Source organism: Amycolatopsis sp. SID8362, assembly GCF_010550475.1.
Taxonomy (GTDB): domain Bacteria; phylum Actinomycetota; class Actinomycetes; order Mycobacteriales; family Pseudonocardiaceae; genus Amycolatopsis; species Amycolatopsis eburnea.
Window position 1 is genome coordinate 21,636 of record NZ_JAAGNB010000821.1, and the last position, 20,797, is coordinate 42,432.

A 20,797-nucleotide genomic window follows, 5' to 3' on the forward strand; every position below is an offset into this window, starting at 1 on the left:
GGCTTCGTGACCACCGCGGACCCCGCCGCGCAGCACATCCCCGAGGATGCGATGCGCCGGCTCGCCGAGATGAAACCCGGGCAGAAGACCAGCTTGTTCACCTCGGACCTGAGCGTCAACGAGTTCCTCCTCGTGCGCGAAGCCGGGTTCCGCCCGCTCGGGCTGGTGCTCGGCTCGAGCATCTACCACGTCGGGTTCCAGCTGGGCCGCTGGAGCAAGAACCAGGAGATGGACCGGCTTTCCCAGGCGATGTACCACGCCCGCGAGCTGGCGATGTCGCGGATGGAGGCCGAAGCGGACGTCCTCGGCGCGGACGGCATCGTCGCGGTCCGGCTCGAGATCGAGTTCAAGGAGTTCGGCAGCGACCTGGCCGAGTTCATCGCCGTCGGCACCGCGGTCAAGGCCGACGAACCCGGCGAATGGCGCAACAACACGGGAAAGCCGTTCACCTCGGACCTGTCCGGGCAGGACTTCTGGACGCTGGTGCAGGCCGGCTACGCCCCGCTGGGCATGGTGATGGGCACGTGCGTCTACCACATCGCCCACCAGCGGTTCCGGCAGATGATGGGCAACATCGGCCAGAACGTCGAGATCCCGCAGTACACCGAAGCGCTCTACGACGCGCGTGAGCTGGCGATGTCCCGCATGCAGGCGGAGGCCGAGCAGCTGGCGGCGGAAGGCATCGTCGGCGTGCAGCTGCTGTCGCTGCCGCACCGCTGGGGCGGGCACACGACGGAGTTCTTCGCGATCGGCACGGCGGTGAAGCCGCTGCGCGCCGACCACCACATCGCCAAGCCGCAGCTCGTGCTGCCCCTCACCGACTGATGGGCGGCGAGCTGGACTTCCACCTGGTGGTGGCCGCCCTGCGCCTGGACCGCGCGGACGTCGAGTCCTACCACCGGGTCCTGTCCGAGACGCTGGGCAGCGCGCTGCCACCGGGCATGGTCGAAGTCGACCGCCGGCGCACGTTCGCCGACCGCGTCGCGGGGCGCGACGGCCAGGCGGTCGCGGTGCGGGTGACCACCCCGGACCGGGTGCTGGTGCTGAGCGCGGGCAAGCACGGCGGGGTGGCGGCGGAGATCCACCAGGTGGTGCGCGGCGTGGTGATCAGCCGCAAGGAAGCCGCGGTCGACGACTGGCTCGCGGCGCTGGCGCAGGAGCTGACGGCGCTGGCGTCGAAGGACGCGAAAGCACGGGATGCGCTCTCTCGTCTGCTCGGCGGCTGAGAAAGCCTTGCAGGACAAGGAAAGTGCATCGGGGGCCGGATCGAGCGCCCCCGATGCACAGTGTAGGTCGTGGGTACGACGTTTTCGTTACCCGACCGCCACCCGCAGGATCTTGTTGTGGCTGTTGTGCGGTGTGCTGTCCTTGTCGCCGTCGACGCTGGTCGCCAGCCACATCTGGCCGCCCGGCGCCGGTTCGACGGTGCGGAGCCTGCCGTAGGTGCCGTTGAAGAACGTCTGGAAGTTCGTCAGCGAGCTACCGCTGATCACCGCCCGGTAGAGGCGTGCCCCGCGCTGGCAGGCGACGTACAGCGCGTCGTGGATGATCGTGATCCCGCTGCACGAGCCTTGCGCCACCGGGTAGGTCTTCTTCGGCGCGATGAACCCCGCGGTGCCGCACGAACCCGACGTCCCTTCGCACGTCGGCCAGCCGTAGTTGCCGCCCTTCACGATCAGGTTCGTCTCGTCCATGATGCTGTTGCCGAACTCCTGCTCCCACAGCCTGCCCTGCGAGTCGAACGCCAGGCCCTGGACGTTCCGGTGCCCGTAGCTCCACACCGCGTTGTGGAACGGGTTGTCCGTGGGGATCGTGCCGTCGGGGTTGATCCGCAGCACCTTCCCGTTGGGGCTGCTGGTGTTCGACGCGTTGCCGCCGTTCTGCGCGTCACCCGTGCCGGCGAACAGGTAGCGGCCGTCCGGGCTGAAGCGCAGCCGGCCGCCGTTGTGGAACTTGTTGCGGGCGATGCCGGTCAGCAGGATCTGCTCGGTGCTCGTGGTCAGCGAATCGGCCGCCGGGTCGTACTTGATCCGCACGATCCGGTTGTCGTTCGGGGAGGTGTGCATGATGTAGAGCCAGTGGTCGGAGCCGAACGACGCCGGGTTGATCTCCAGCCCGGTCAGGCCGCCTTCGCCGTCGGTGCTCTGGACGTTCGGCACGGTGCCGATGGTCTTCTTCGCGCCGGTCTTCGGGTTCAGGTGGACGATCGAGTGCGCGTCACGCTGGTTGTAGAGGATCGTGCCGTCGGGCAGGGTGACCAGGCCCCACACGACGTCGTCGTCGGTCCCGACCTGCGTCGCGCCGCAGACGCCCTGCGACGGCGTGCAGTTCGACCCGCCGGTCGTCGTGACGTCCACGACCGGCGTGCTCGGCTCGCTGAGGTTCCCGTTCCCGTCGACGGCCCGCACCCGCAGGTGGTAGGCGGTGCTCGGGGTCAGCCCGCCGAGCGTGGTGCTCGTCGTGTCGGCCGTGCCGATCTGCGTGCCGCTGTTGTAGATCCGGTAGCCGGTGACGCCGACGTCGTCGGTCGAGGCGGTCCACGCCAGCCCGATCGAGGTGCTGTTGACGGCGGTGGTGTGCACGTCCGCCGGCGCCGACGGCGGCGTGTGGTCGTCGGACGGTGGCGTCTTCACGGTCAGGGTGCCGCTGGCCTGCGAGACGTTCCCGGCGGCGTCCCGCGCGTTGACGTAGAAGCCGTAGCTGCCGTTGGGGCTGAGGTTGCCGCAGGTCGCGGTGAGGGCGCCGGTCGTGCCGGCGCAGAGCTGGCCGTCCCGGTAGACGTCGTATCCGGCGACGCCCTCGTCGTCGGTCGCCGCGGTCCACGAGACGGTGGCGCTCGTGGGCGTGACCCCGACGAGCGTCGGTGTGCCGGGCGGCGACGGCGGCACGACGTCGCCTGCCGCCCCGTAGACGCCGAACTCCTGCAGCGAATAGCCCTTCGACGCGTCGGTGCGGCAGCGTTTCGTGCCGTAGACCCGCACGTAGCGGCCGGTGCCGTCGAGGGAGGTCAGGTCTTCGACGCCACCCTTTCCGGCGGTGGTGGCGTAGATCCGCGTCCACGTCGCGTGGTCGTTCGAGGTGTCGATCTCGTAGGCGGTGGCACACGAGGCATCCCACTGCAGCCGGACGCGGCTGACGTGCACGGCCGCGCCGAGGTCGACGTAGATCCACTGCGGATCGACGCCGGCGGCGCTCGCCCACCGCGTCGCCGAGTCACCATCGACGGCGGCCGGCGCCGGGCAGCACCCGCCCGCCGAGGACGCGGTGACCGGTTTTCCCTGCGACAGCAGGGGATCCGCGGCCAGCGCGGGCCCTGCCGTGGTGAGCGTTCCGGCGACGAGCGCGGCCACGACCGCCGCCACCCGGATCCGTCTGGTCATCCCGTCCTCCTGCGCAGTCGTGGCCCCCGGTCCGCGCACGCGCACGCCCGTTCCCGTCGGCGAACGACCCGTCGGCACAGGCGGAGGCGGACACCTGACGACGACGGCGGGGTTCTCCGGGCCCGGGACCGACCTGGAGCCAGGGCGATCTCGGGATCGACCCTACGAGCGGAACGTCCGGCTGGTCAACCGGCGCCGCACCGGCGTCCCGCTCACCGAAACCGTTGAGGGAAAAGGACTTTCAGTTCGCCGGCACCCTCCCGAGGAATCCGCGGACTTATCCGGCGATGGCGTCCAGGTGGGTTTCCAGCGCGAAGTGGATCGGCGGCTGGGAGCGGCGGATGGTCGTCCTGTTCCCGTACGGTCCCCGCAAGCCCCGCCCGCACGCCGGGCCCGCCTCCGCGCTCGCGCCGCCTTTCCGGGTGGGCGTAGGTCGCGCCCGCGGTTCCTTGAGGTCGGTCTTGTCGGGTTCCTTTCAGCCCCGGACGGTGCGATCACGAGCTCCGTCGCGCCGGATGCCGGCGACGAGTTTCTCCCAGTTCCGGTACGCGACGAGCTCGCGTTCGGCCGTGTTGCTGGTTGCGGTGTCCAAAAAGGCCCGTGCGGATCCCGCACGTTCGCGGTTGAACGGGTAGTCGGAGGCGTACATGATCCGCTCTGCTCCCACTGTTTCCCGGCTCCACCGCAGGTACTTGTGGCTGGCGATGCCGCCCGGGGTGATGAAGATGTTGGTGCGGAAGTAATCCGCGATCGGGCGCCGAAGGGTGACGAGCGAGTCCATGGCGGCGACGCGGTCGAGGTAGAACAGCACGACTTCGCCCCAGTGCCCCAGGATGAGCTGCAGGCCGGGAAACCGATCGAAGACACCCGCGATGATCATCCGCAGGACGGTCAGGCCGGCGTCGTAGTGCCAGCCGAACGTGCCGGTGGCCAGCATGCTGTCCACCGGCTCGCCGAACCGGCGGTAGTACGCATCGGTGACGCTGGGCACCGGCGCGCGAGGATGCAGGTAGACCGGAGCACCCAGGTCCTCGGCGGCTTCGTAGATGTCCCAGAATTCGTCCGCGTCCAGGGCGCGGCCGCCGGAGTGCGCGTTCACCAGCGTTCCCGAGAATCCGAGTTCGGTGATCGCGCGCCGCAGTTCGTCGGCCGCGGCTGCCGGCGCCGGGGTGGCCAGCGTCGCGAACCCTTGCAGGCGTCCGGGATGGCGGCGGATCGCTGCCGCGAGGCCGTCGTTGACGGCCACCTGCAGGGCGACCGCCTCGGCGGCGGGCAGGTTCTGCAGGCCGGGAGTCGTCAGGGACAGCACCGCCGTATCGATCCCGGCATCATCCATGGCCGCGATCCTGCCCTCGCCGACGTCGAGCAACGCAGGCGTGATATCCCCGGCGAGAGCCCGTTTCATCATCGGTTCGGCCAGCTGCGGGTCGTGCCGTTTCCAGGCCTCGGCCACCTCGGCGGTGAGGAAGTGCTCCTCCAGTCCGTACAGCCTCATCGCGGAGTCAGCTCCGGACGGTCTTGAGGGCACCGGCCCAGGATTCGAGCTGGTCGAACAGGATCGTGGCCGCCTGATCGTGCGCGGCCGCGGGGGTGAAGGTGGTGAAGTTCCGGAAGTCGTTGACCAAGGAGAAGGACAGCTGCTGACGGACGTGGGCGATCTGCAGTTCGCTGCAGATCGCGCGGAGGTGCTCGATGGCCCGGGCGCCGCCGAGTGAACCGTAGGAGACGAAGGCGGCGGCCTTGTTGTTCCACTCGCCGTAGAGGTAGTCGATGGCGTTCTTCAGCACCGCGGAGGTGGAGTGGTTGTACTCGGGGGTGACGAAGACGAAGCCGTCGAACTCGGCGATGGTGGCGGCCCAGGCCTTGGTGTGCTCGCCGGTGTACTTGCCGGCGCTGGCGGGAATCGGCTCGTCGAGATGGGGCAGGGGGTGGTCGAGCAGGTCGATCAGTTCGTAGTCGGCGCCGGTGCGTTCCTTGGCCCTGGTCAGGACCCAGTCGGCCACGGCCTCGCCGTTGCGGCCGGGTCGGGTACTGCCGAGGATGATCGCGAGCTTCAGGTCGCTCATGGTGTCGCCTCCGAAACTTGGGACTTGAATCTTCAAGTCAAGTTACGCTCGTTGACTTGAACTTTCAAGCGTGACGTCTTGGCTACTACACTCCTCCCATGCCTGCTCCGAAGGACCCCGACGTGGACGAGCCGCGCTGGCTCACCGACGATCAGCTGGCAGTTTGGCGCGGGTTCATGAAACTTCTGCAGCGACTGCCCGCGGCACTGGAAGCACAGCTTCAACAGGACTCGAAGCTCAGCCTGCTCGAGTACCACGTCCTGGCGCACCTGTCGGACCAACCCGGACGCCGCATGCGACTGAGCGAGCTCGCCACGTTGGCCACCACGGAGCTGTCCCGCCTCTCTCACCTGATCGGCCGGCTGGAAAGCCGTGGCTTCGTCCACCGCGAGCCGGACCCCGAAAACGGGCGCTACACGCTAGCCGTGCTGACGGCGACGGGCTACGCCCACCTCGTCGGCGCGGCACCCGCACACGTGGAGCGGGTACTCACTCTGTTCGTCGACGTGCTCACCCCGCGCGAGCTGCAGACCCTGCACCGGATCTCCGGGAAGGTGCTCGACCGCATCGACAGCGGGCCAACTAGCCCGCAAGACGGATGACCTTCCTCATCGTGTCGCGTGCCATGTCCGTCTCAGCTCTCGGTGGGTTCGCGAACTCGTGGGCGAGCTGAGCACCCTCAGCCCCGAGTTCCGTGGCTTGTGGGCCGCGCACGACGTCCTGAGCCGCCACGACGGCGTGTCGGCGACGCCGAACTCGGCTGGCTGCCACGGCCCGGATCGACTATCCAGAAAGGATGACAACCACCGTGAATCCCACCGTCGCCGTGGTCGGGCCGGGGGCGATCGGCACCACCGTCGCGGCGGCGTTGCATGAGGCCGGTCGCACTCCGATGCTCTGTGGTCGCACGGATCGTGAGCGTCTGGAGCTTCGGGATGCCGAAGGTCTCGTCGTTGTGCCCGGTCCGGTGCGGACCGAGCCGGCACAGTCCGAAGAGACGGTCGACCTTGTCTTCCTCGCCGTCAAGACAACCCAAGTCGACGCGGCGGCGCCGTGGTTGGCGGCGTTGTGCCGTAGCGGCACCGTGATTTGCGTTCTGCAGAACGGCGTCGAGCAGGAGTCGGCCGTCGCGCCGTATGTCCCCGGCTGTCCGGTACTGCCCGCTGTCGTGTGGTTCCCGGCCGAGGTCCAGCCCGGGGGTTCGGTGTGGCTGCGTGGCGAAGCCCGCCTGACGGTGCCCGATGTACCGGCGGGCCGTGTGGTGCTCGAGGCACTGCGCGGCACTCGGTGCTCGGTCGACCTCGCCGCGGATTTCACGTCCGTGGCATGGCGCAAGCTGCTGCAGAACGCGGTCGCCGGCCTGATGGTCCTCAGCGGCCGCCGGTCCGGCATGTTCGGCCGTGCGGACATCGCCCGGTTGGCCTTGGCCTACCTGCGCGAGTGTCTCGAGGTCGCCCGAGCCGAAGGCGCGGTCCTGGGTGACGAGGTGCCGCAAGAGATCCTTGACAGTTTCCAGGCATACCCGGCCGACATGGGGACCTCGATCCTCGCCGACCGTGAAGCCGGCCGGTCGCTCGAATGGAACATCCGCAACGGTGTCGTACTGCGACGTGGCCGGGTTCACGGCATTCCGACCCCGATCAGCGATGTGGTGGTGCCGCTGTTGGCGGCCGCGAGCGACGGACCCGGCTGAGCATCAGCACCGCTACGGACGCCGTCTCCGGAGTCCGATGGTCGTGATTCGACGTGCTGAGCCCCGCCGTCGGAACCCGATGGCCAACCGGGCCGTACAGGTGTTGAGCTGCTCCCGGCTGGTCGCCGCCGCTGGGCGCCCGGGGAAACAAGGCCGAAGCCGGCTACTCCTGCGGGTGCAGGACTACGCGTCCGAATGGCCCGCGCTCGGCGAGGGTGGTGTACGCGGCTTTCACTTCGGCCAATGGGTATGTCGCGGCAATGGGAATGTCAAGGTCACCCGCGACGGCGAGGTCGGCCAGCGTGCGGAGGGCCGGGAGGCCGCCGGCGTCCATGGTGCCTTTCGTTGCGACGCCGTGCTCTTTGGCGGTCTGGTAGTCGACTGCGGTGTTGATGCGGTCCGGGCGTACGCCTAGATCGAGCGCGAGCCGGACGTAGCCCGATCCGACCGTGTCGATGAAGGCGTCGATCTTGCGGCCGTCGGCGGCATTGTGGACGTCTTCGGCGATGTCACCGTCGAACGGAACCGGGATGATGCCGTGTGTCCGCAGGTGCTCGGCCTTGGCCGGGTTGCCGATACCGAGCACGGTCGCGCCGGCCCGCCGGGCGAGCTGTGCGGCGGTGAAACCGACACCGCCGGTGGCGCCGGATACCACGACGACCTCCCCGGCGGCGGGCTCGACGGAGTTGAACCCGGCCAACCCGGCCATGGGTGTGACGAAGAGGGAACCGGCGACGTCCCAGGTCAGACCGACCGGCTTGGCGATCAGCTGTGTTGTCGGCACGGCAACGTATTCGGCGTGGGCCGACCATTCCTGTGACCAGCCGAGTACTTCGTCTCCGGGACGCACGTCCTGGGTGCCGTCGCCGACGCTGATCACTACGCCGGCCAGGTCTCGGATGGGCGTGTAGGGCGCTCCGTATAGCGCGGACAGAGCGCCTGGATTGAGGCATGACGCGTGAATCCGCACGACCGCTCGTCCTGGAGAAGCTACTGGCTGGGGCAGGTCGTCGATCCACAGTTGGTCGATTCCACCGAAGCCGTCATACCGCACTTGCCGCATGAATGATTCTGCCTTCCCATCGGGGCCGTAGCAGGAGAGGAGATTGTCGACGATGTGCTCGACGGAGCCGGTCTCGGAGGCTCGCCGGCGACGAGGGTCAGTCGAAGTAGTGGCCCTTGTCGATGTCTTCGATCAACCCCGGCTCGGTCGGTTGCCAGCCGAGTAGTTCCCGGGTCAGGGCGGCCGATGCGGGCTGGTCGACCGACAGGAGTCCGCCGAGGAAACCGAAGTCCTCGGCCGGAGCGGAAGCTGCGGGCAGGTTCAGGTGGCGACCGATCGCCGTGGCGATGTCGCGGGTCGGGACGCCCTCGTCGCCGACCGCGTGCAGCATCGATCCGGCCGGGGCCCGCTCCACGGCCAGCCGGTACACCCGCGCGGCGTCCTTCACGTGGACCGCGGGCCAGCGGTTGGACCCGTCACCCACGTAGCCGGACACCCCTTTTTCTCGCGCGATGTCGACCAGGCGGCCGATGAAGCCGTGATCGCCCTCGCCGTGTACCGACCGGGGCAGCCCCACGACCGACGAGCGGACTCCTCGGCGTGCGAGCCCGAGTGCCAGTTCGGCGTTGGCCGTCCGGCCGGCGGCCGCCGAGCCGGCCGGTGGGCGATCGCGCTCGGTGGCCACCTGTCCCGGGATCGCAGGTGTCCCGGCCGTGACGACCAGCGGTTTGCCGGTGCTCTCCAGAGCGGCGCCCAGCGTCTCGATGACTCGTGCGTCCGTGGCGATCGAGGCGTCGAACTGGGTGAAATCGTGCATGAACGCCAGATGGACGACCCCGTCGGACCCGGCGGCACCGGCGCGCAGGACATCCAGGTCGTCAAGGGAACCGCGAACCACTTCGGCGCCCGTGGCGGCGATTTTGGCGGCCGACGAGTCGGACCTGGCGAGCCCGACAACCTGATGGCCCGCTCCGATGAGCTCGGGGACGACGGCTGAGCCGACCCAGCCCGACGCGCCCGTGACGAAGATCCGCATGAGAAGTCCTTCCGCGAAACGAGTGATGAGACCGACTCCCATCATGGTAGCAAGTGATAGCAGTGACTGCTATCGCCTAGACTCAGAGGCATGGGCCGATGGGAACCGAATCCGCGGGGCAGGCTGGCCAAAGCCGCGGTCGAGCTGTTCGCCGCCCAGGGGTTCGACGAGACCACCGGGGCCCAGATCGCGGCGCGTGCCGGCATGCACGAGCGTTCGTTCTTCCGCCTGTTCCCCGACAAGCGCGAAGTGTTCTTCCACGCCGTGGAAGCGGCGCGGCGGGAGGCCGTCGCGGTCATCGCCGGCCTGCCCGCGGAGGTGGCTCCGGTCGACGCCGTCGCTGCCGCCTTGGAGCAGCGCTGCGAGATCATCCAGCAGCACACGGACGCTGCCCGGATCCGGCACGACCTCGTGTCGGCCAACGCCGAACTGCACGAGCGGGACCTGAGCAAGCACGCCGAACTGGCCGCCGGGATGGCCGAGGCGCTGTGTGAACGTGGCGCCCCGGAGTCGCTCGCGAAGCTGCTCGCGCACACCGCGGTCACGGTGTTCCGGCTGGCCTTCGATCGCTGGATCGCCGACCCCGAGCACCAGGACCTGCCGGTGATGTTCCGCGACGGCCTCAGCGAGCTGGCGTCGGCCCTCGCCTCCCGCGCGCCCTCGGCGTGAGCCGGCGCCGTCGCTAGCCGGTCTGCGCGAGGCCGTCGAGGAGCAGGTCGATCATGCGCCGCGCCTGGTAGCCGGGGAAGGTGCCGGCTCCGATGCAGAGGTTGCCGACGTCGAGCTTCAAGTCGAGGCCCGGATATCGCCGCGGGTCCGGCCGGCCGCTGCCTTCAGCAGCCGGTCGAGAACGGGCAGCAGGCGGTCGCCGCTGCCCTGATCCAGGCGCTCGACCTCGGCCGCGTCCACTACGCCGGCAACTCGATGGGCGGGTTTCTCGCCGCGCGCCATCCGGAGCTCGTGCTCACGGCGACCGCGATGGGCTCGTCCTCGGAGGCCGAGTGCAAGCTTGCGGAGTACGAGCCCCTGGTCGGCGCGATCGAGGCGAACGGCACCACACCGGTCATCGACGTTCTGTTCGGGATCATGTTCGGGAAGACCAGCCTGACGTCGCGGCCCGACGCGGTGCTCGCGATCGCCGGTGTTCCTACTGGAGCACCGGTTCGAACAGGGCCGGTGGCGCCGGGGGCTTCGCCAGGAGAGCGGCGAGCCGTGGGATCTGGCCGGCCACGGTCTTGCTGTGCTCCCTGAACCCCTCGATCGAGGTGAACTCCTGGATCACCAGCAACGGCCCGTCTGCCTCGCCGTGGGTGCGGTGCACCGTGTACCGCAGGCATCCTGGTTCGGCGCGGATCCGCGGAGCGAGCTCGGCGAGCAACGCGACGAGGTCCTCGCGTCGTCCGTCCTTGGGCTCCATTGTGGACACCGTCACGACCGTGCCGGTCCGGGCCGGCTGGCCGGCCTGTAGGTGTGCGAGCGCCTGGTCCGCTTCGGCTCGGTTGCCCAGCCGGAACTCCTGGCTGCGCGCCTCGGAGGCCGCGGCGGCGACGGCGATCGCGCCGACCTGGTCGGCGCTCACCCAGTCCGGTGCCTCGGTGCCGGTGACGCGGGTGCTGACCGGGCCGAGGATGAGGGCGTGGACCCGCCGGGGACCGGTGAGTTCGGCTTCGGCGACTCGTCGCATCATCAGCAGGGCGGCCTGCTCCATGCTGACCAGGCCACTGCCGGGAACCGGCGTGAGCGCGGAAGCCCCGACGATCAGCGTGTAGGTGCCGTGGGTGCTCAGCTTGGGCAGGAAGGCCCGCAGGACGGCCATGTGCGTGGAGGCGAGCCCGACGAAGGCGCTCTGCCAGTCGTTCTCGTCGATCTCCCAGAGCGGTTTGCCGGCCCACCAGCCACCGATCGGAGCCACCACGTCGTCGACGCCGCCCAGTCTGCGCTCCATCTCGTCGGCGAGTTGCGCAGCTCCGGGGAACGTCGTGTAGTCGTGCGCCACCAGGTGTAGCCGGTCGCCGGCCGCGTCGCCGAGTACGTGCCGGAACTCGTCGGCACGTTCCTGGCTGCGGGTCGGTACCACGACGTCCGCGCCGGCGGCGAGGTAAGCGCGGACCACGCCCTCACCCACGGCACCCGTGCCGCCCGGCACGACGACCCGGCGACCGGACAAATCGGGATGGCTAGTGCTGGTGCTCATGGATTCACTCCTTGGAGATGTTGGTATAACCAACGTTGGCCGCACCAACATAACACGGCATGTTGGGCTCGCCAACGGTTAAGGTGGGCGCATGGCGGTTACGAACCACGCGTTGCAGCCTCCGGCCCGGCTGCACGGGCTTGTCAGCTGGCAGGCGAACAAAGTGGCCACGCTGGGTGCTCGGCTGACCGCGGAACGCATGCCGTTGGGTGCCCGCGCCGATTTCGCCGTGCTGGCCGCGCTGGAGGAGTACGGGGCGCTCAGCCAGGCGGAGATCGGCCGCCGTCTCGGCCTGGACCGGAACGATGTCAGCGGCATACTCGCCCGGTTGGCAGGCAGCCACCGGGTGGACCGGCACGCCGACCCCGACAACCGGCGTCGCAACCTCGTCACCCTCACCGCCGCGGGAAGGCGATACCTCGAAGAACTCCAACAGCACGCCGACGCCGTCCAGGCCGAACTCCTGGCCGGTCTCAGCAGGACTGAACAGCGGCAACTCCAGGCTCTGCTGGGAAAGCTGCTCGACAGCCACTCGGCACAACCGGCGTAGGCAGCGCCCATATCGTCGGCCGACCGAGGCGTGAGGTTGAATCCGGGCATACAGCCCGAGACAAGCTGTTCTGGTTCGGGCGAGCAGCCGGTGCGGGCCCGAGCGCTGCGTGCGGTGCGTCGGGAACGGCCAAGGACAGGCTGGAGCGTCAGTTCCACGGGAACTGACTTCCCAAGCACGGCGCTCCGGACGGCGGCCGGCGCGTCGGAGGGGGAACGACGCCGGGCCGGAGACCGGCGGTGCCGAGCCGGTCGATGTGGTGCGCCAACGCCTGGCAGCTCGGCCGGTTCGGTGTCCGGATCGGCGTAGCTGCGGGAGGCGTCCGTGACGTACGGCAACGACACCGGGCGGCGGCTGGCGGCCGGCGCGCGCAGGTCTTTACCGAACCCGAACACACCTCGGACCCGGTCTGAGCATCGCGGGCTTAGCGTCCGGGGGCATGTCACCTCGCGTCCGTCTTCTCCTGACTTCGGTACTGGCCGTGGCTCTGGCTTCGACCGCGGCGGCGTGCACGGCCGGCAGTCCGGCGCCGCTGCCCGCCGGCGCGGCGGGCGGCAAGCCGAACGTCGTCCTCGTGCTCACCGACGACCTGTCCATGAACCTGCTTCCGTACCTGCCGCACGTGCAGGACATGGCCAAGACCGGCACGTCCTTCGCGAACTACACGGTGACCGATTCGCTGTGCTGCCCGTCGCGGTCGTCACTGTTCACCGGCATGCTGCCGCACGACACCGGCGTGTTCACCAACGGCGGCAAGGACGGCGGCTATGGCGTGTTCCACGGCCGCGGCGACGACAAGTCGACCTACGCGACGACGTTGCGGCAGGCCGGGTACCGCACCGCGATGATGGGCAAGTACCTCAACGGGTACGACCCCAAGAGCGACGGGGTGCCGCCGGGCTGGACCGAATGGGACGTCGCCGGCAACGCCTACGGCGAGTTCGACTACGACCTCAACGAGAACGGCACGCTCAAGCACTACGGCAAGAAGCCCGAGGACTACCTCGTCGACGTCATGGCGGGCAAGGCCGCGCAGTTCGTCTCCGCCTCGGCGGCCGCGCACACGCCGTTCGCGATCGAGCTCGCCACCTTCGCCCCGCACGGCCCCTACACCCCGGCGCCCCGCGACGCCGACGCCTTCCCCGGCCTCACCGCGCCGCGCGCTCCCGCGTTCGACACGGTGCCGGCTTCGGCGCCGCCGTGGCTCGCGTCCCGGACTCCGTTGACGGACAAGGAAAAGACGACGATCGACAAGGACTTCCGCAAGCGCGCGCAGGCCGTGCAGTCGGTGGACAAGATGATCGGCACGGTGCAGGAGGCACTGGACAAGGCCGGGGTCCGCGGGACGACCGACATCGTGTTCACCTCGGACAACGGCTACCACATGGGCGAATACCGCCTCACCCCCGGCAAGCAGACGGCGTTCGACACCGACGTGCACGTGCCGCTGGTGGTCACCGGCCCGGGCGTCAAGGCCGGCGCGACGGTGAACCAGCCGGTGGCGAACATCGACCTGCGGCCGACGTTCGAAGCACTCGCCGGCGCCGAGACCCCGGCCGAGGTGGACGGCGAGAGCCTGGTGCCGTTGCTGACCGGCACGGCGCCACCGGTGTGGCGGACGGTCGGTCTGGTCGAACACCACGGGCCGGACTTCGACCGGACCGACCCGGACAAGCCGAAGAAGAACAGCGGCAATCCCAGCACCTACGAAGCGATCCGCGGTACCGCTTACACCTACGTCGAATACGCCGACGGCACCAAGGAGTTCTACGACCGCACCACGGACCCGCGGGAGCTGCGCAACACCGCGGCGCAGTTGCCGCCGGACGAGGCGAAGCGGTTGCACGACACGCTGCGGGCCATGATCACCTGCCACACAGCGGCGGCTTGCCGCCACTGACCACGCCGCGGCTCGCGCGTCCGGCATCCTGGCTTCGGGGCAAGGCAGTGTGCTGCCACTGGACGGAGGACTGGCGATCACCTGACGCAACCAGCGATCATCGGCCTTTGAGCAGGGCCCGAGCCGTGACAACCTTCTGGATCTGGTTCGTCCCTTCGTAGATCTGCGTGATCCTGGCGTCCGGCCGAGGAGCAGAAGGCCCCCCACCGCGGACGAACACGGCTGGGGGTCCCAGGTGCCGAGCACCTGGGACCCCGTCCTCAGCCGATGGCGATGGCGAAGATGTGCATCGCCGCCGTCCCGGTGTTCGCTCCGTCGCTGACGTCCGGCAGGGTCACCGACTGCACCGTCTTGCCCGCCCGCAGCGGGATCGGGGCGTAGTACAGGCTCACCTGCTGGTTCAGCCGGCCACTGCTGTTGTTGAGGTACGGCAGCGTGGTGAGGACGTCGCCGCCGGTCGCCGCGTTGGCCCACCAGTCGGCGAAGCTGACGCTGTGGGACTCGGAGGTGCCGTCGGTGTAGGTCACCGTCGCGGTGCCGGTGGGGCTGCCGTAGTCGCCGGCGCCGATCAGGCCGAGGGTGTGGCCGGTGCCGGAGACCAGGATGGTCTGCCCGCCGGCCACCCCGCCCGCGACGACGTTGTCCGGGCTGCCCGGCGTGACGTCGGGCCAGGTGAAGGTCAGGCCGTCGTGGGTGAAGGTGGCGCCCGGAGTGAGACTCGGCGTCGCGGCGGCCAGCGCCTGCGCGGAGAAGCTGGCGTTGCCGCCGTCGAAGTTGCCCGCGCCGGGGGTGGCGTCGTCGCTGACGCCCACGTTGTTGTAAGCCGCGGGCAACGACGGGTACGGCGGGTGCGGCAGGATCACGGTGGTCGCGTCCACCGAGGTGCCGGGTCCGTTGACGGAGGTGAACGCGGCCTCCGCCGACACGTCGAACTTCCCGGGCTGCGCCGCGGCCGGCACGCCGACCTGCCACGTGGTGCTGACGGTCTGCCCGGCGGCGACGGTGGCGAAGGTCGCCGGCGAAGTCGCCTGCGCGGTCCAGCCGGTGGGCACGCTGAGCGCCAGGGTCACGTCCCGCAGCGGCCGGGCCCCCGCCGGGTTGGGCAAGGTGGTCGTGACGGTGTACGTCGTGCCCGCTTGCACCCGGTCGGGCGCGCTGAGCGTGAACGGCTGCTTGACCACGACGGGCGTCGAGCCGGTGACGCCGTCGACCGTGACGCTGATGGTCGCGACGCCGGGCGCGATCAGGGACACCTTGCCGGTCCGGCTCACCTGGGCCACGCGCGGATCGCTGCTGCGGTACACGACCCGCTTGTGCGCCAGGTCGGCGAACGACTGGTCGGTGTTCACCGCTTCCACGACGTGGTCGGCGGGCACGTGCTGGGCGGCCTGGGCGGTGTCGTCGGCGATCCACGGGTTCTTGCCTGCCAGGTCGATGCTCTGGCCGGGCGCGAACACCACCTGGCCGGGCTGCACCGTCACGTACTGCGTCCGCGGGGTGATGGCGCCGGTGACGGCCACCGTGGCGGTGCCGGCGAGGTGGGCGGCGTCGGCGCCGACGCCGAACCGGTAGGAACCTTCGTACACCACCTGGCGGTGCTTGGCCTCGTCCCAGAGCGACAGGTCGCTCAGCCGCACCGGGATGGTCAGGTGCTGGGTCTGGCCGGGGGCCAGCACGCCGGTCTTCTTGAAGCCGGCCAGTCGCTGGCGCGGCAGTTCCACGCCGGGCACGGTGAACGCCGTGGCGGCGTACAGCTGCGCGACGGTGGCGCCGGGGGTGCTGCCGGTGTTGGTGACATCGAGGTCGATGGTGACTTTGCCGTCCGCGCGGGCGGTCCTGGTGTCGGCGTGCACGTGCGAGTAGGCGAAATCCGTGTAGGAGAGCCCGTAACCGAACGGGTAGGCCGGCGTGCCGGTGAAGTACTGGTAGGTGCGGCCGAGGCCGCTGGTCTGCGACGGCGTCAGCCCGTAGTTCTTCATATCGGGCAGCTGCGTGTCGTCGGCGTACCAGGTGAAGTTCAGGTGCCCGCTGGGGTTCTGCTTGCCGAACAGCACGTCGGCCAGCGCGGTGCCCTGGCTTTCCCCGTTGTACGCGCTGAACACGATGGCCGGGTAGCCGCTCTTGGCGTGGTCGAGGGAGACGGCGCCGCCCGCCTGCACGGCGAGCGCGGTGCGCGGGTTGCCGGCCGCCGCAACCTGGTCGAGCAGCGAGTCGTAGTTGCCCGGCATGGCGATGCTCGTGCGGTCCCTGCCCTCGGTCGCCACATTCGTGTCGGTGCCGGCGAACACCACGACCAGGTCGGCCGTCTTGACGGCGGCCATGGTCGCCGCCGAGCAACTCGCCGCGGTGGTCGTGCCGGTGGACGTCCCGCACGCGTCGAAGGTGATCGTGGCGGCCGGGTTGGCCGCCTTGAGCGCGGACGTGATGCCCTGCACGGCGTTCACCTGCAGCGCGGGCTCGCCGGAGTAGTCGCCGAGGGTGACCTTGCCGGCGAGGTCGCCGACGACGACCACGTTGCCGAGTTTCGCCGGATCGGCAGGCAGCAGTGGCGTGCCGGAAACCTTCTCGTTCTTCAGCAGCACCAGCGAGTTGTCCGCGACCTTCGTGGCCAGCGCCTGGTGCGCGGCGCTCTGGATCTGGTCCTTCGTGATCTTCGTGTAGCCCACGCGGTCGGCCGGGTCGAACTCGCCGGTCTGCATGCGCATGGTGAACAGGTGCACCAGCGCGTCGTCGACGACGCCCTCGGAGAGGACGCCGGCCTTGATGGCCTCCTGGATGTTGGCCAGGGTGTCTTCCGAGCCGGTGCAGTTGAGCTGGGTGCCCGCGCGCAGCGCGTACGCCTGACCGCCCGCGGCGCCGGAAACCTGCTGGCCGGTCGCGGTGTTCGTCCACTGCGTCGCCGCGTTGGCGGTGGTCGTGGTCCAGCCCGGCGGCGCCCAGTTGTGGCTGCCGGGCGCGTAGACGTCGCCGACCGCGCCGCAGTCGGACGTCGTGTAGCGGTCGAAACCGTAGGTGCGCTGGGCCAGTTCGTTCGCCGTGTACGTGTTCGCGGGCGCCGGCGTGCCGTTGATCGCGTTGTACGACGTCATCAGGCCGGAGACGTGCGCGTCCTGGATCAGGTCCCGGAACTGCCGGGTGTAGTAGTCGCGGATGTTGGCGTCCGTGGTGTCGGAGGAATCCGCGTGACGGTCGTTCTCGACGTCGTTGAGCGCGTAGTGCTTGGCCGTGGCCGCGACCTTCAGGTACGGCGTCATCGGCCGGCCCTCTCGCGTCTGGCCCTGGTAGCCGTTGACGAACGCGCCGGCCATCTTCGCGACCAGGTACGGGTCTTCGCCGAACCCTTCGTCGGTGCGGCCCCACCGCGGGTCGCGGTCCAGGTTCACCGTGGGCGCCCAGTAGGTCAGGGAGCCGTAGCCGTTCTTGTCCGGGCCGATGTTGTTCTGCGCGACGCCCCACAGCGACTTGTCGAGCATGCCGCGGGCCTCGTCGGAGATCGCCGTGGTCTCCTGGTAGATCAGCTCCGGGTCCCAGGACATGGTGCTCGCCAGGTTCGTCGGGAAGCTGGTGGCGTGCACGCCACCGGTGACGGTGCCGGCGTTGGTGTTCGCGCCGAGCGTGTTGAGCCCGTGCTGGCCCTCGCTCCAGTACGTGTACTGCTGCACGCCGAGCCGCGGGATGGCCGGCGCGCTGTTGGTGTGCAGCTGCAGCACCTTTTCCGGCAGCGTCATCCGGGAGACGAGGTCGGCGGCCCGCTCGGCGAAGCTGTAGTGGGTGTCGCGGTAGACCGGCGGCGCGGTCCCAGCCGGCTGCGGGCCGGCCCACGCGGACGGGACGAACGTGGCCGCGGTCATGGTGGCGGCGAGCAGGGAAACGGCGGTGAGCCGTGCCCTTCGCCGGCCGGGGAGGAGCAAGGACATCGGATCTCCGTCACAGAGCGTCGGTGGGGACCACCTGGGTGCTTGCTGAGTTCCGGTGAAATCCCCGGCCTGGTCGAACACCATCGTTAGCAGCCGATCCCGTTTCGGGGCAAGGGTTTCGGCTCCGCCTGGTCGCCGGGCTGTGCTTTCCGGATGTAACTTTCAGCCGGCGACCCCGCGTGCCACATTCCGGCGCGGCCGGGACGGCCCTGCTGACCGCCGCGCGCGAGCTGGCGGTCGACCTCGGCGTGCGCGAGGTCACGCTCACCGAGGTGACCAGCCGCGTCGGCCTGCATCCGTCGGCGCTGCGGCGCTACTTCGAATCCCGCGAAGAGCTGCTGCTCGAACTGGCCGAGCGGGAGTGGCCCGAATGGCGTGAGCGGCTGCTGGCCGGTCTCGGCGGCCGCCGCCTGACCGCGACGGAGGTCGCCGACGTCGTCGCCGGGTCCCTTGACGCGCTCCCGCTGTTCTGCGACCTGCAGACGCACGTCGGCCTGAGCCTGGAGGGCGCGGTCCGGCTCGAGCGGGCGCGCCGGTACAAGACGGCGGCCACGGAGTCCTTCGACGCGATGACGGCCGCGCTCGTGGAGGCCGGCGAAGGCCTGGACGCCGACGGCGCGCGCACGATCCTGACGGCGGCGATGAGCTGCGCGGCGTACCTGTTCCAGCTGTCGCGGCCGACGCCGACCCTGCGCCGCCTCTACGACGAGGTGCCGCGGTGGGCGCACAGCGCGCTGCGGTTCCGCGAGCAGCTGACGACGCTGCTGCGGGCGGTCGCCCTCGGCGTGACGCGGGAGCCGTGACAGGTCGGGAGCCGGTCTGGCCCTTGCTCTTCGCAGATGCCAGCTAGCGGCTGGTTCGGGTTTGCCTGGACGCCGGTGAGGATACTGGCCGAGTGCAGAGCAACGAACGAAGGAAGCGGGCAGCCGAGCGCAGTGCCGCGGTCGAAGGTGTGGCTGCCTACCTTGCCGACGAAGACGGAGATGTCCACAACATCACCGAGGCCGCCGTCCGGGAGGACGCGATGATGGCGGCGTTGAACCTGACCGCGTTGGCGGCAGTGGCTGTCACGGCCCTTGCCGAAGCAACGGGCCGTACGCCGTTCGAGGCTTTGCGCTCGATCGACGGCGGAGAACGTTGACGAGGTGTCACCCGGTGCCGATGCCGAGACCAGACGAGTGGTCGCGGCGACCGGCCGGGCCGCTGTCGTGGGCGATGCCGGCGTGGTCGGTCAGGTGTGGGTCAGTGGTTCGTGAGGGCTGGGTGGGTGCGGATCCGTTCGGCCAGTTCCCTTGCCTCGCGGGAGTTGCGGTAAAGCGGCGTGTTCAGGGTGGCGCAGATTTCGGACAGCCGGGTGGCGAGCTGGGCGACGCCGGTGGTGGCGGCCGTGCTGATCACGGGGTGGAGCGAGGCGCCGGCCGCGTCGAGGTCGCGGGTGGCCAGGTATCCGTCGGTCATTTCCAGGCGGGCCGAGGCCTCGCCGCCGTAGCGGCGGTTGCGCTCGGCGTCGGTCGCGTACAGCCGTAGTGCGCGCTCGGCGGCCTCGATCGCCGGGACCGGCTTGCCCACCTGAACCCAGGCGCCGGCGTTGCAGAAGAACTGCCGCGCTTCGTCGAACCCGAACTCGCCGCCGACGAGGTCGTGCAGTTGGTCGGGTTCGGTGGCGCGCTCACGCGCCTGGTGGCCCATGCCGATCACCTTCCGGGTTTCGCGGATGTCGCCGAGGTGGGCCCAGGCCCGGCTTTCGATGTTGCACAGCCGCACGAAGCCGGTGCCGCGCTGCAGGTATTCGCGGCCGGATTCGGCCAGGGTGGCCGCCTCCCGCGGGTTTCCCGACCAGAACGCGATGAGCGCCTGGGTGCCGCGCAGCCACGCCTTGAGTCCATTGTGGCCGATGACTTCGGCGTAAACCCACGCGGCGCGCGACTGTTCGGCGGCGGCGCCGTAGCAGCCCAGTTCCATGCTGGCGCTCGCCAGCAGCCCGCACGTCTGGCCGGCGAGCAGGTAGAGGTGGGACTGCTGGGCCGGATGGGCACGCCGTCGCAGCAGCTGGTAGACGCGGTCGCGCACGCGGATGAGCTCGCCGAAGATCTCGGCCGGCTGGGTGAGGATGTAGCTGCGCGCGAGCTGGACGACGTCGTGGTCCAGCTGCTCGAGGGTGATCGCGCCGACCTCGGTGACCTCGGCGCGTTCGGCGTGCAATCCGGACGCGTGCGCGGCGGCGCGGACCGCGGCGGGGCCGAAGGGTTCGGTTTCCGCGACGGACGCGGGTTCCGGGGGAACCGCGGTGGTGCCGGGCTGGGGAAGCTGGTCGAGCACGAGCCGTTCCGATTCCGGCAGCAGCGGCAGTTCGTCGTCGCCGAGCAGAGCGCGCGGCACCGTGCCGTAGACACGGGCGAGCAGGGCGAGGACGTGGACGGTGGGGCGGAGCCCTCGCTGCGGCCATGCCTCGTATTCGCTGATCCGTTTGCCGGTCATCGGTGCCCGGCCGTCGCCGACGAGGTCGTTGCAGCGGGCCGCGACCTCCGTCTGGGAGAGGCCGTGGGTGTAGCGCCAGGCCTGCCGCAGGTTGAACTGCCAGCGGGCGGCCATCTCCACCGCGATCCGGGCCGGCGGGCAACCGCTGCCGAGCAGCTGGTGCCGCAGCCGTTCCCGTTCCGTCTTGTTCCCCGGCTTCGACCTGGTGGTTCCCATGATGCCGCTCCGTGACCGATCGGGTGATCCACACCGCTGACGACGGGTCACCGTAGCGCATCAGCGGTTTCCGGCCCAGTTCCGCTGGTTTCCGGGAAAATCCGGCGAAAACTCCTGTCCGCTGGGAATCCGCTCGCGCCCGGCGGCCGGAATGCTGATCCGCCGAACCCGAACCATGCGGAGGATCCGTGTCCCGTTGTCGCGCCGGTGCCGACACGTCGAGGTGGTCATGACGGTGCGCTGGGTGGAGAACGCCCGCAGCGAGCGGACATCGCCCGAGCGCGTCCGGCCCGCGCAGGCCGTGCGACCAGCCGTCCCGGCCGGACCGCCGGCCGGGACGGCCCAGCGCGGGGCGGACTGGCGG

At 69.9% G+C, this 20,797-nt stretch carries 18 protein-coding genes and 1 pseudogene; 10 read left to right on the forward strand and 9 right to left on the reverse strand.

Annotated elements, in window-relative coordinates:
- The first annotated feature begins 6 nt into the window (after positions 1-6).
- Positions 7-825 carry a heavy metal-binding domain-containing protein gene (locus G3I65_RS25130; protein WP_309235688.1) on the forward strand — a complete coding sequence of 273 codons (819 nt, stop codon included), beginning with the start codon at positions 7-9 and terminating at the stop codon, positions 823-825.
- Positions 825-1,226 (forward strand): hypothetical protein, encoded by a 402-nt coding sequence (locus G3I65_RS25135; RefSeq protein ID WP_160698282.1) that lies wholly within the window; start codon positions 825-827, stop codon positions 1,224-1,226. The genes G3I65_RS25130 and G3I65_RS25135 overlap by 1 nt, the downstream gene beginning before the upstream one ends.
- Positions 1,227-1,313: 87 nt before the next feature.
- On the opposite strand, the gene G3I65_RS25140 is transcribed toward G3I65_RS25135, so the two are convergent.
- From G3I65_RS25140 to G3I65_RS25150, 3 genes are all read right to left on the reverse strand, one after another.
- Complete coding sequence (locus tag G3I65_RS25140) at positions 1,314-3,380, reverse strand: PQQ-dependent sugar dehydrogenase (RefSeq protein WP_166640549.1); 2,067 nt, start codon at positions 3,378-3,380, stop codon at positions 1,314-1,316.
- Positions 3,381-3,855: 475 nt separating this feature from the next.
- Positions 3,856-4,833 carry an amidohydrolase family protein gene (locus G3I65_RS25145; RefSeq protein ID WP_309235689.1) on the reverse strand — a complete coding sequence of 326 codons (978 nt, stop codon included), beginning with the start codon at positions 4,831-4,833 and terminating at the stop codon, positions 3,856-3,858.
- A 49-nt stretch (positions 4,834-4,882) separates the two neighbouring features.
- Positions 4,883-5,446: an NADPH-dependent FMN reductase gene (locus G3I65_RS25150; protein ID WP_160698284.1), complete on the reverse strand. Its 564-nt coding sequence runs from the start codon at positions 5,444-5,446 to the stop codon at positions 4,883-4,885.
- 98 nt (positions 5,447-5,544) lie between these two features.
- On the opposite strand from G3I65_RS25150, the gene G3I65_RS25155 reads away from it, so the two are divergent.
- From G3I65_RS25155 to G3I65_RS25165, 3 genes and pseudogenes are all read left to right on the forward strand, one after another.
- On the forward strand, positions 5,545-6,048 hold the full coding sequence (locus G3I65_RS25155) for a MarR family winged helix-turn-helix transcriptional regulator (protein ID WP_160698285.1): 504 nt from the start codon (positions 5,545-5,547) through the stop codon (positions 6,046-6,048).
- 40 nt (positions 6,049-6,088) lie between these two features.
- Positions 6,089-6,322, forward strand: a pseudogene (locus G3I65_RS25160) (hypothetical protein); the annotation flags it as partial.
- Positions 6,243-7,139 carry an oxidoreductase gene (locus G3I65_RS25165; RefSeq protein WP_160698286.1) on the forward strand — a complete coding sequence of 299 codons (897 nt, stop codon included), beginning with the start codon at positions 6,243-6,245 and terminating at the stop codon, positions 7,137-7,139. The pseudogene G3I65_RS25160 and the gene G3I65_RS25165, both read left to right, overlap by 80 nt.
- A 163-nt stretch (positions 7,140-7,302) precedes the next feature.
- Here G3I65_RS25165 and G3I65_RS25170 read toward each other — a convergent pair whose 3' ends face one another.
- Together G3I65_RS25170 and G3I65_RS25175 are read right to left on the reverse strand one after the other, a co-directional pair.
- Complete coding sequence (locus G3I65_RS25170; protein ID WP_160698287.1) at positions 7,303-8,202, reverse strand: NADP-dependent oxidoreductase; 900 nt, start codon at positions 8,200-8,202, stop codon at positions 7,303-7,305.
- Between the two features lie 97 nt (positions 8,203-8,299).
- Complete coding sequence (locus tag G3I65_RS25175) at positions 8,300-9,178, reverse strand: SDR family oxidoreductase (protein WP_160698288.1); 879 nt, start codon at positions 9,176-9,178, stop codon at positions 8,300-8,302.
- 90 nt (positions 9,179-9,268) lie between these two features.
- Here G3I65_RS25175 and G3I65_RS25180 point away from each other — a divergent pair, with 90 nt between their 5' ends.
- Positions 9,269-9,847, forward strand: coding sequence for a TetR/AcrR family transcriptional regulator (locus G3I65_RS25180; RefSeq protein ID WP_160698289.1), 579 nt, complete (start codon positions 9,269-9,271; stop codon positions 9,845-9,847).
- A 117-nt stretch (positions 9,848-9,964) separates the two neighbouring features.
- Here G3I65_RS25180 and G3I65_RS57515 read toward each other — a convergent pair whose 3' ends face one another.
- Positions 9,965-10,129 (reverse strand): hypothetical protein, encoded by a 165-nt coding sequence (locus tag G3I65_RS57515; RefSeq protein WP_239071426.1) that lies wholly within the window; start codon positions 10,127-10,129, stop codon positions 9,965-9,967.
- A gap of 196 nt (positions 10,130-10,325) precedes the next feature.
- A complete protein-coding gene (locus G3I65_RS25190) occupies positions 10,326-11,372 on the reverse strand; it encodes an SDR family NAD(P)-dependent oxidoreductase (protein WP_160698290.1) in 1,047 nt (348 codons plus the stop codon).
- 91 nt (positions 11,373-11,463) lie between these two features.
- Between G3I65_RS25190 and G3I65_RS25195 the strand changes: the two genes are divergently transcribed.
- Entirely contained in the window at positions 11,464-11,922 is a 459-nt protein-coding gene (locus G3I65_RS25195; RefSeq protein ID WP_160698291.1) for a MarR family winged helix-turn-helix transcriptional regulator, read from the forward strand.
- A gap of 481 nt (positions 11,923-12,403) precedes the next feature.
- The gene (locus tag G3I65_RS25200; protein WP_309235691.1) at positions 12,404-13,822 is read left to right on the forward strand and encodes a sulfatase; all 1,419 of its coding nucleotides are present in this window, start codon (positions 12,404-12,406) and stop codon (positions 13,820-13,822) included.
- Positions 13,823-14,082: 260 nt separating this feature from the next.
- Here G3I65_RS25200 and G3I65_RS25205 read toward each other — a convergent pair whose 3' ends face one another.
- Complete coding sequence (locus G3I65_RS25205) at positions 14,083-17,739, reverse strand: glycoside hydrolase family 3 C-terminal domain-containing protein (protein ID WP_160698293.1); 3,657 nt, start codon at positions 17,737-17,739, stop codon at positions 14,083-14,085.
- A 179-nt stretch (positions 17,740-17,918) separates the two neighbouring features.
- Here G3I65_RS25205 and G3I65_RS25210 point away from each other — a divergent pair, with 179 nt between their 5' ends.
- Both G3I65_RS25210 and G3I65_RS25215 read left to right on the forward strand, forming a co-directional pair.
- Entirely contained in the window at positions 17,919-18,542 is a 624-nt protein-coding gene (locus G3I65_RS25210) for a TetR family transcriptional regulator (RefSeq protein ID WP_160698294.1), read from the forward strand.
- A gap of 92 nt (positions 18,543-18,634) precedes the next feature.
- A complete protein-coding gene (locus G3I65_RS25215; RefSeq protein ID WP_309235692.1) occupies positions 18,635-18,880 on the forward strand; it encodes a hypothetical protein in 246 nt (81 codons plus the stop codon).
- A gap of 101 nt (positions 18,881-18,981) precedes the next feature.
- On the opposite strand, the gene G3I65_RS25220 is transcribed toward G3I65_RS25215, so the two are convergent.
- Positions 18,982-20,433 carry a helix-turn-helix domain-containing protein gene (locus G3I65_RS25220; RefSeq protein WP_160698295.1) on the reverse strand — a complete coding sequence of 484 codons (1,452 nt, stop codon included), beginning with the start codon at positions 20,431-20,433 and terminating at the stop codon, positions 18,982-18,984.
- Positions 20,434-20,797: the final 364 nt, after the last annotated feature.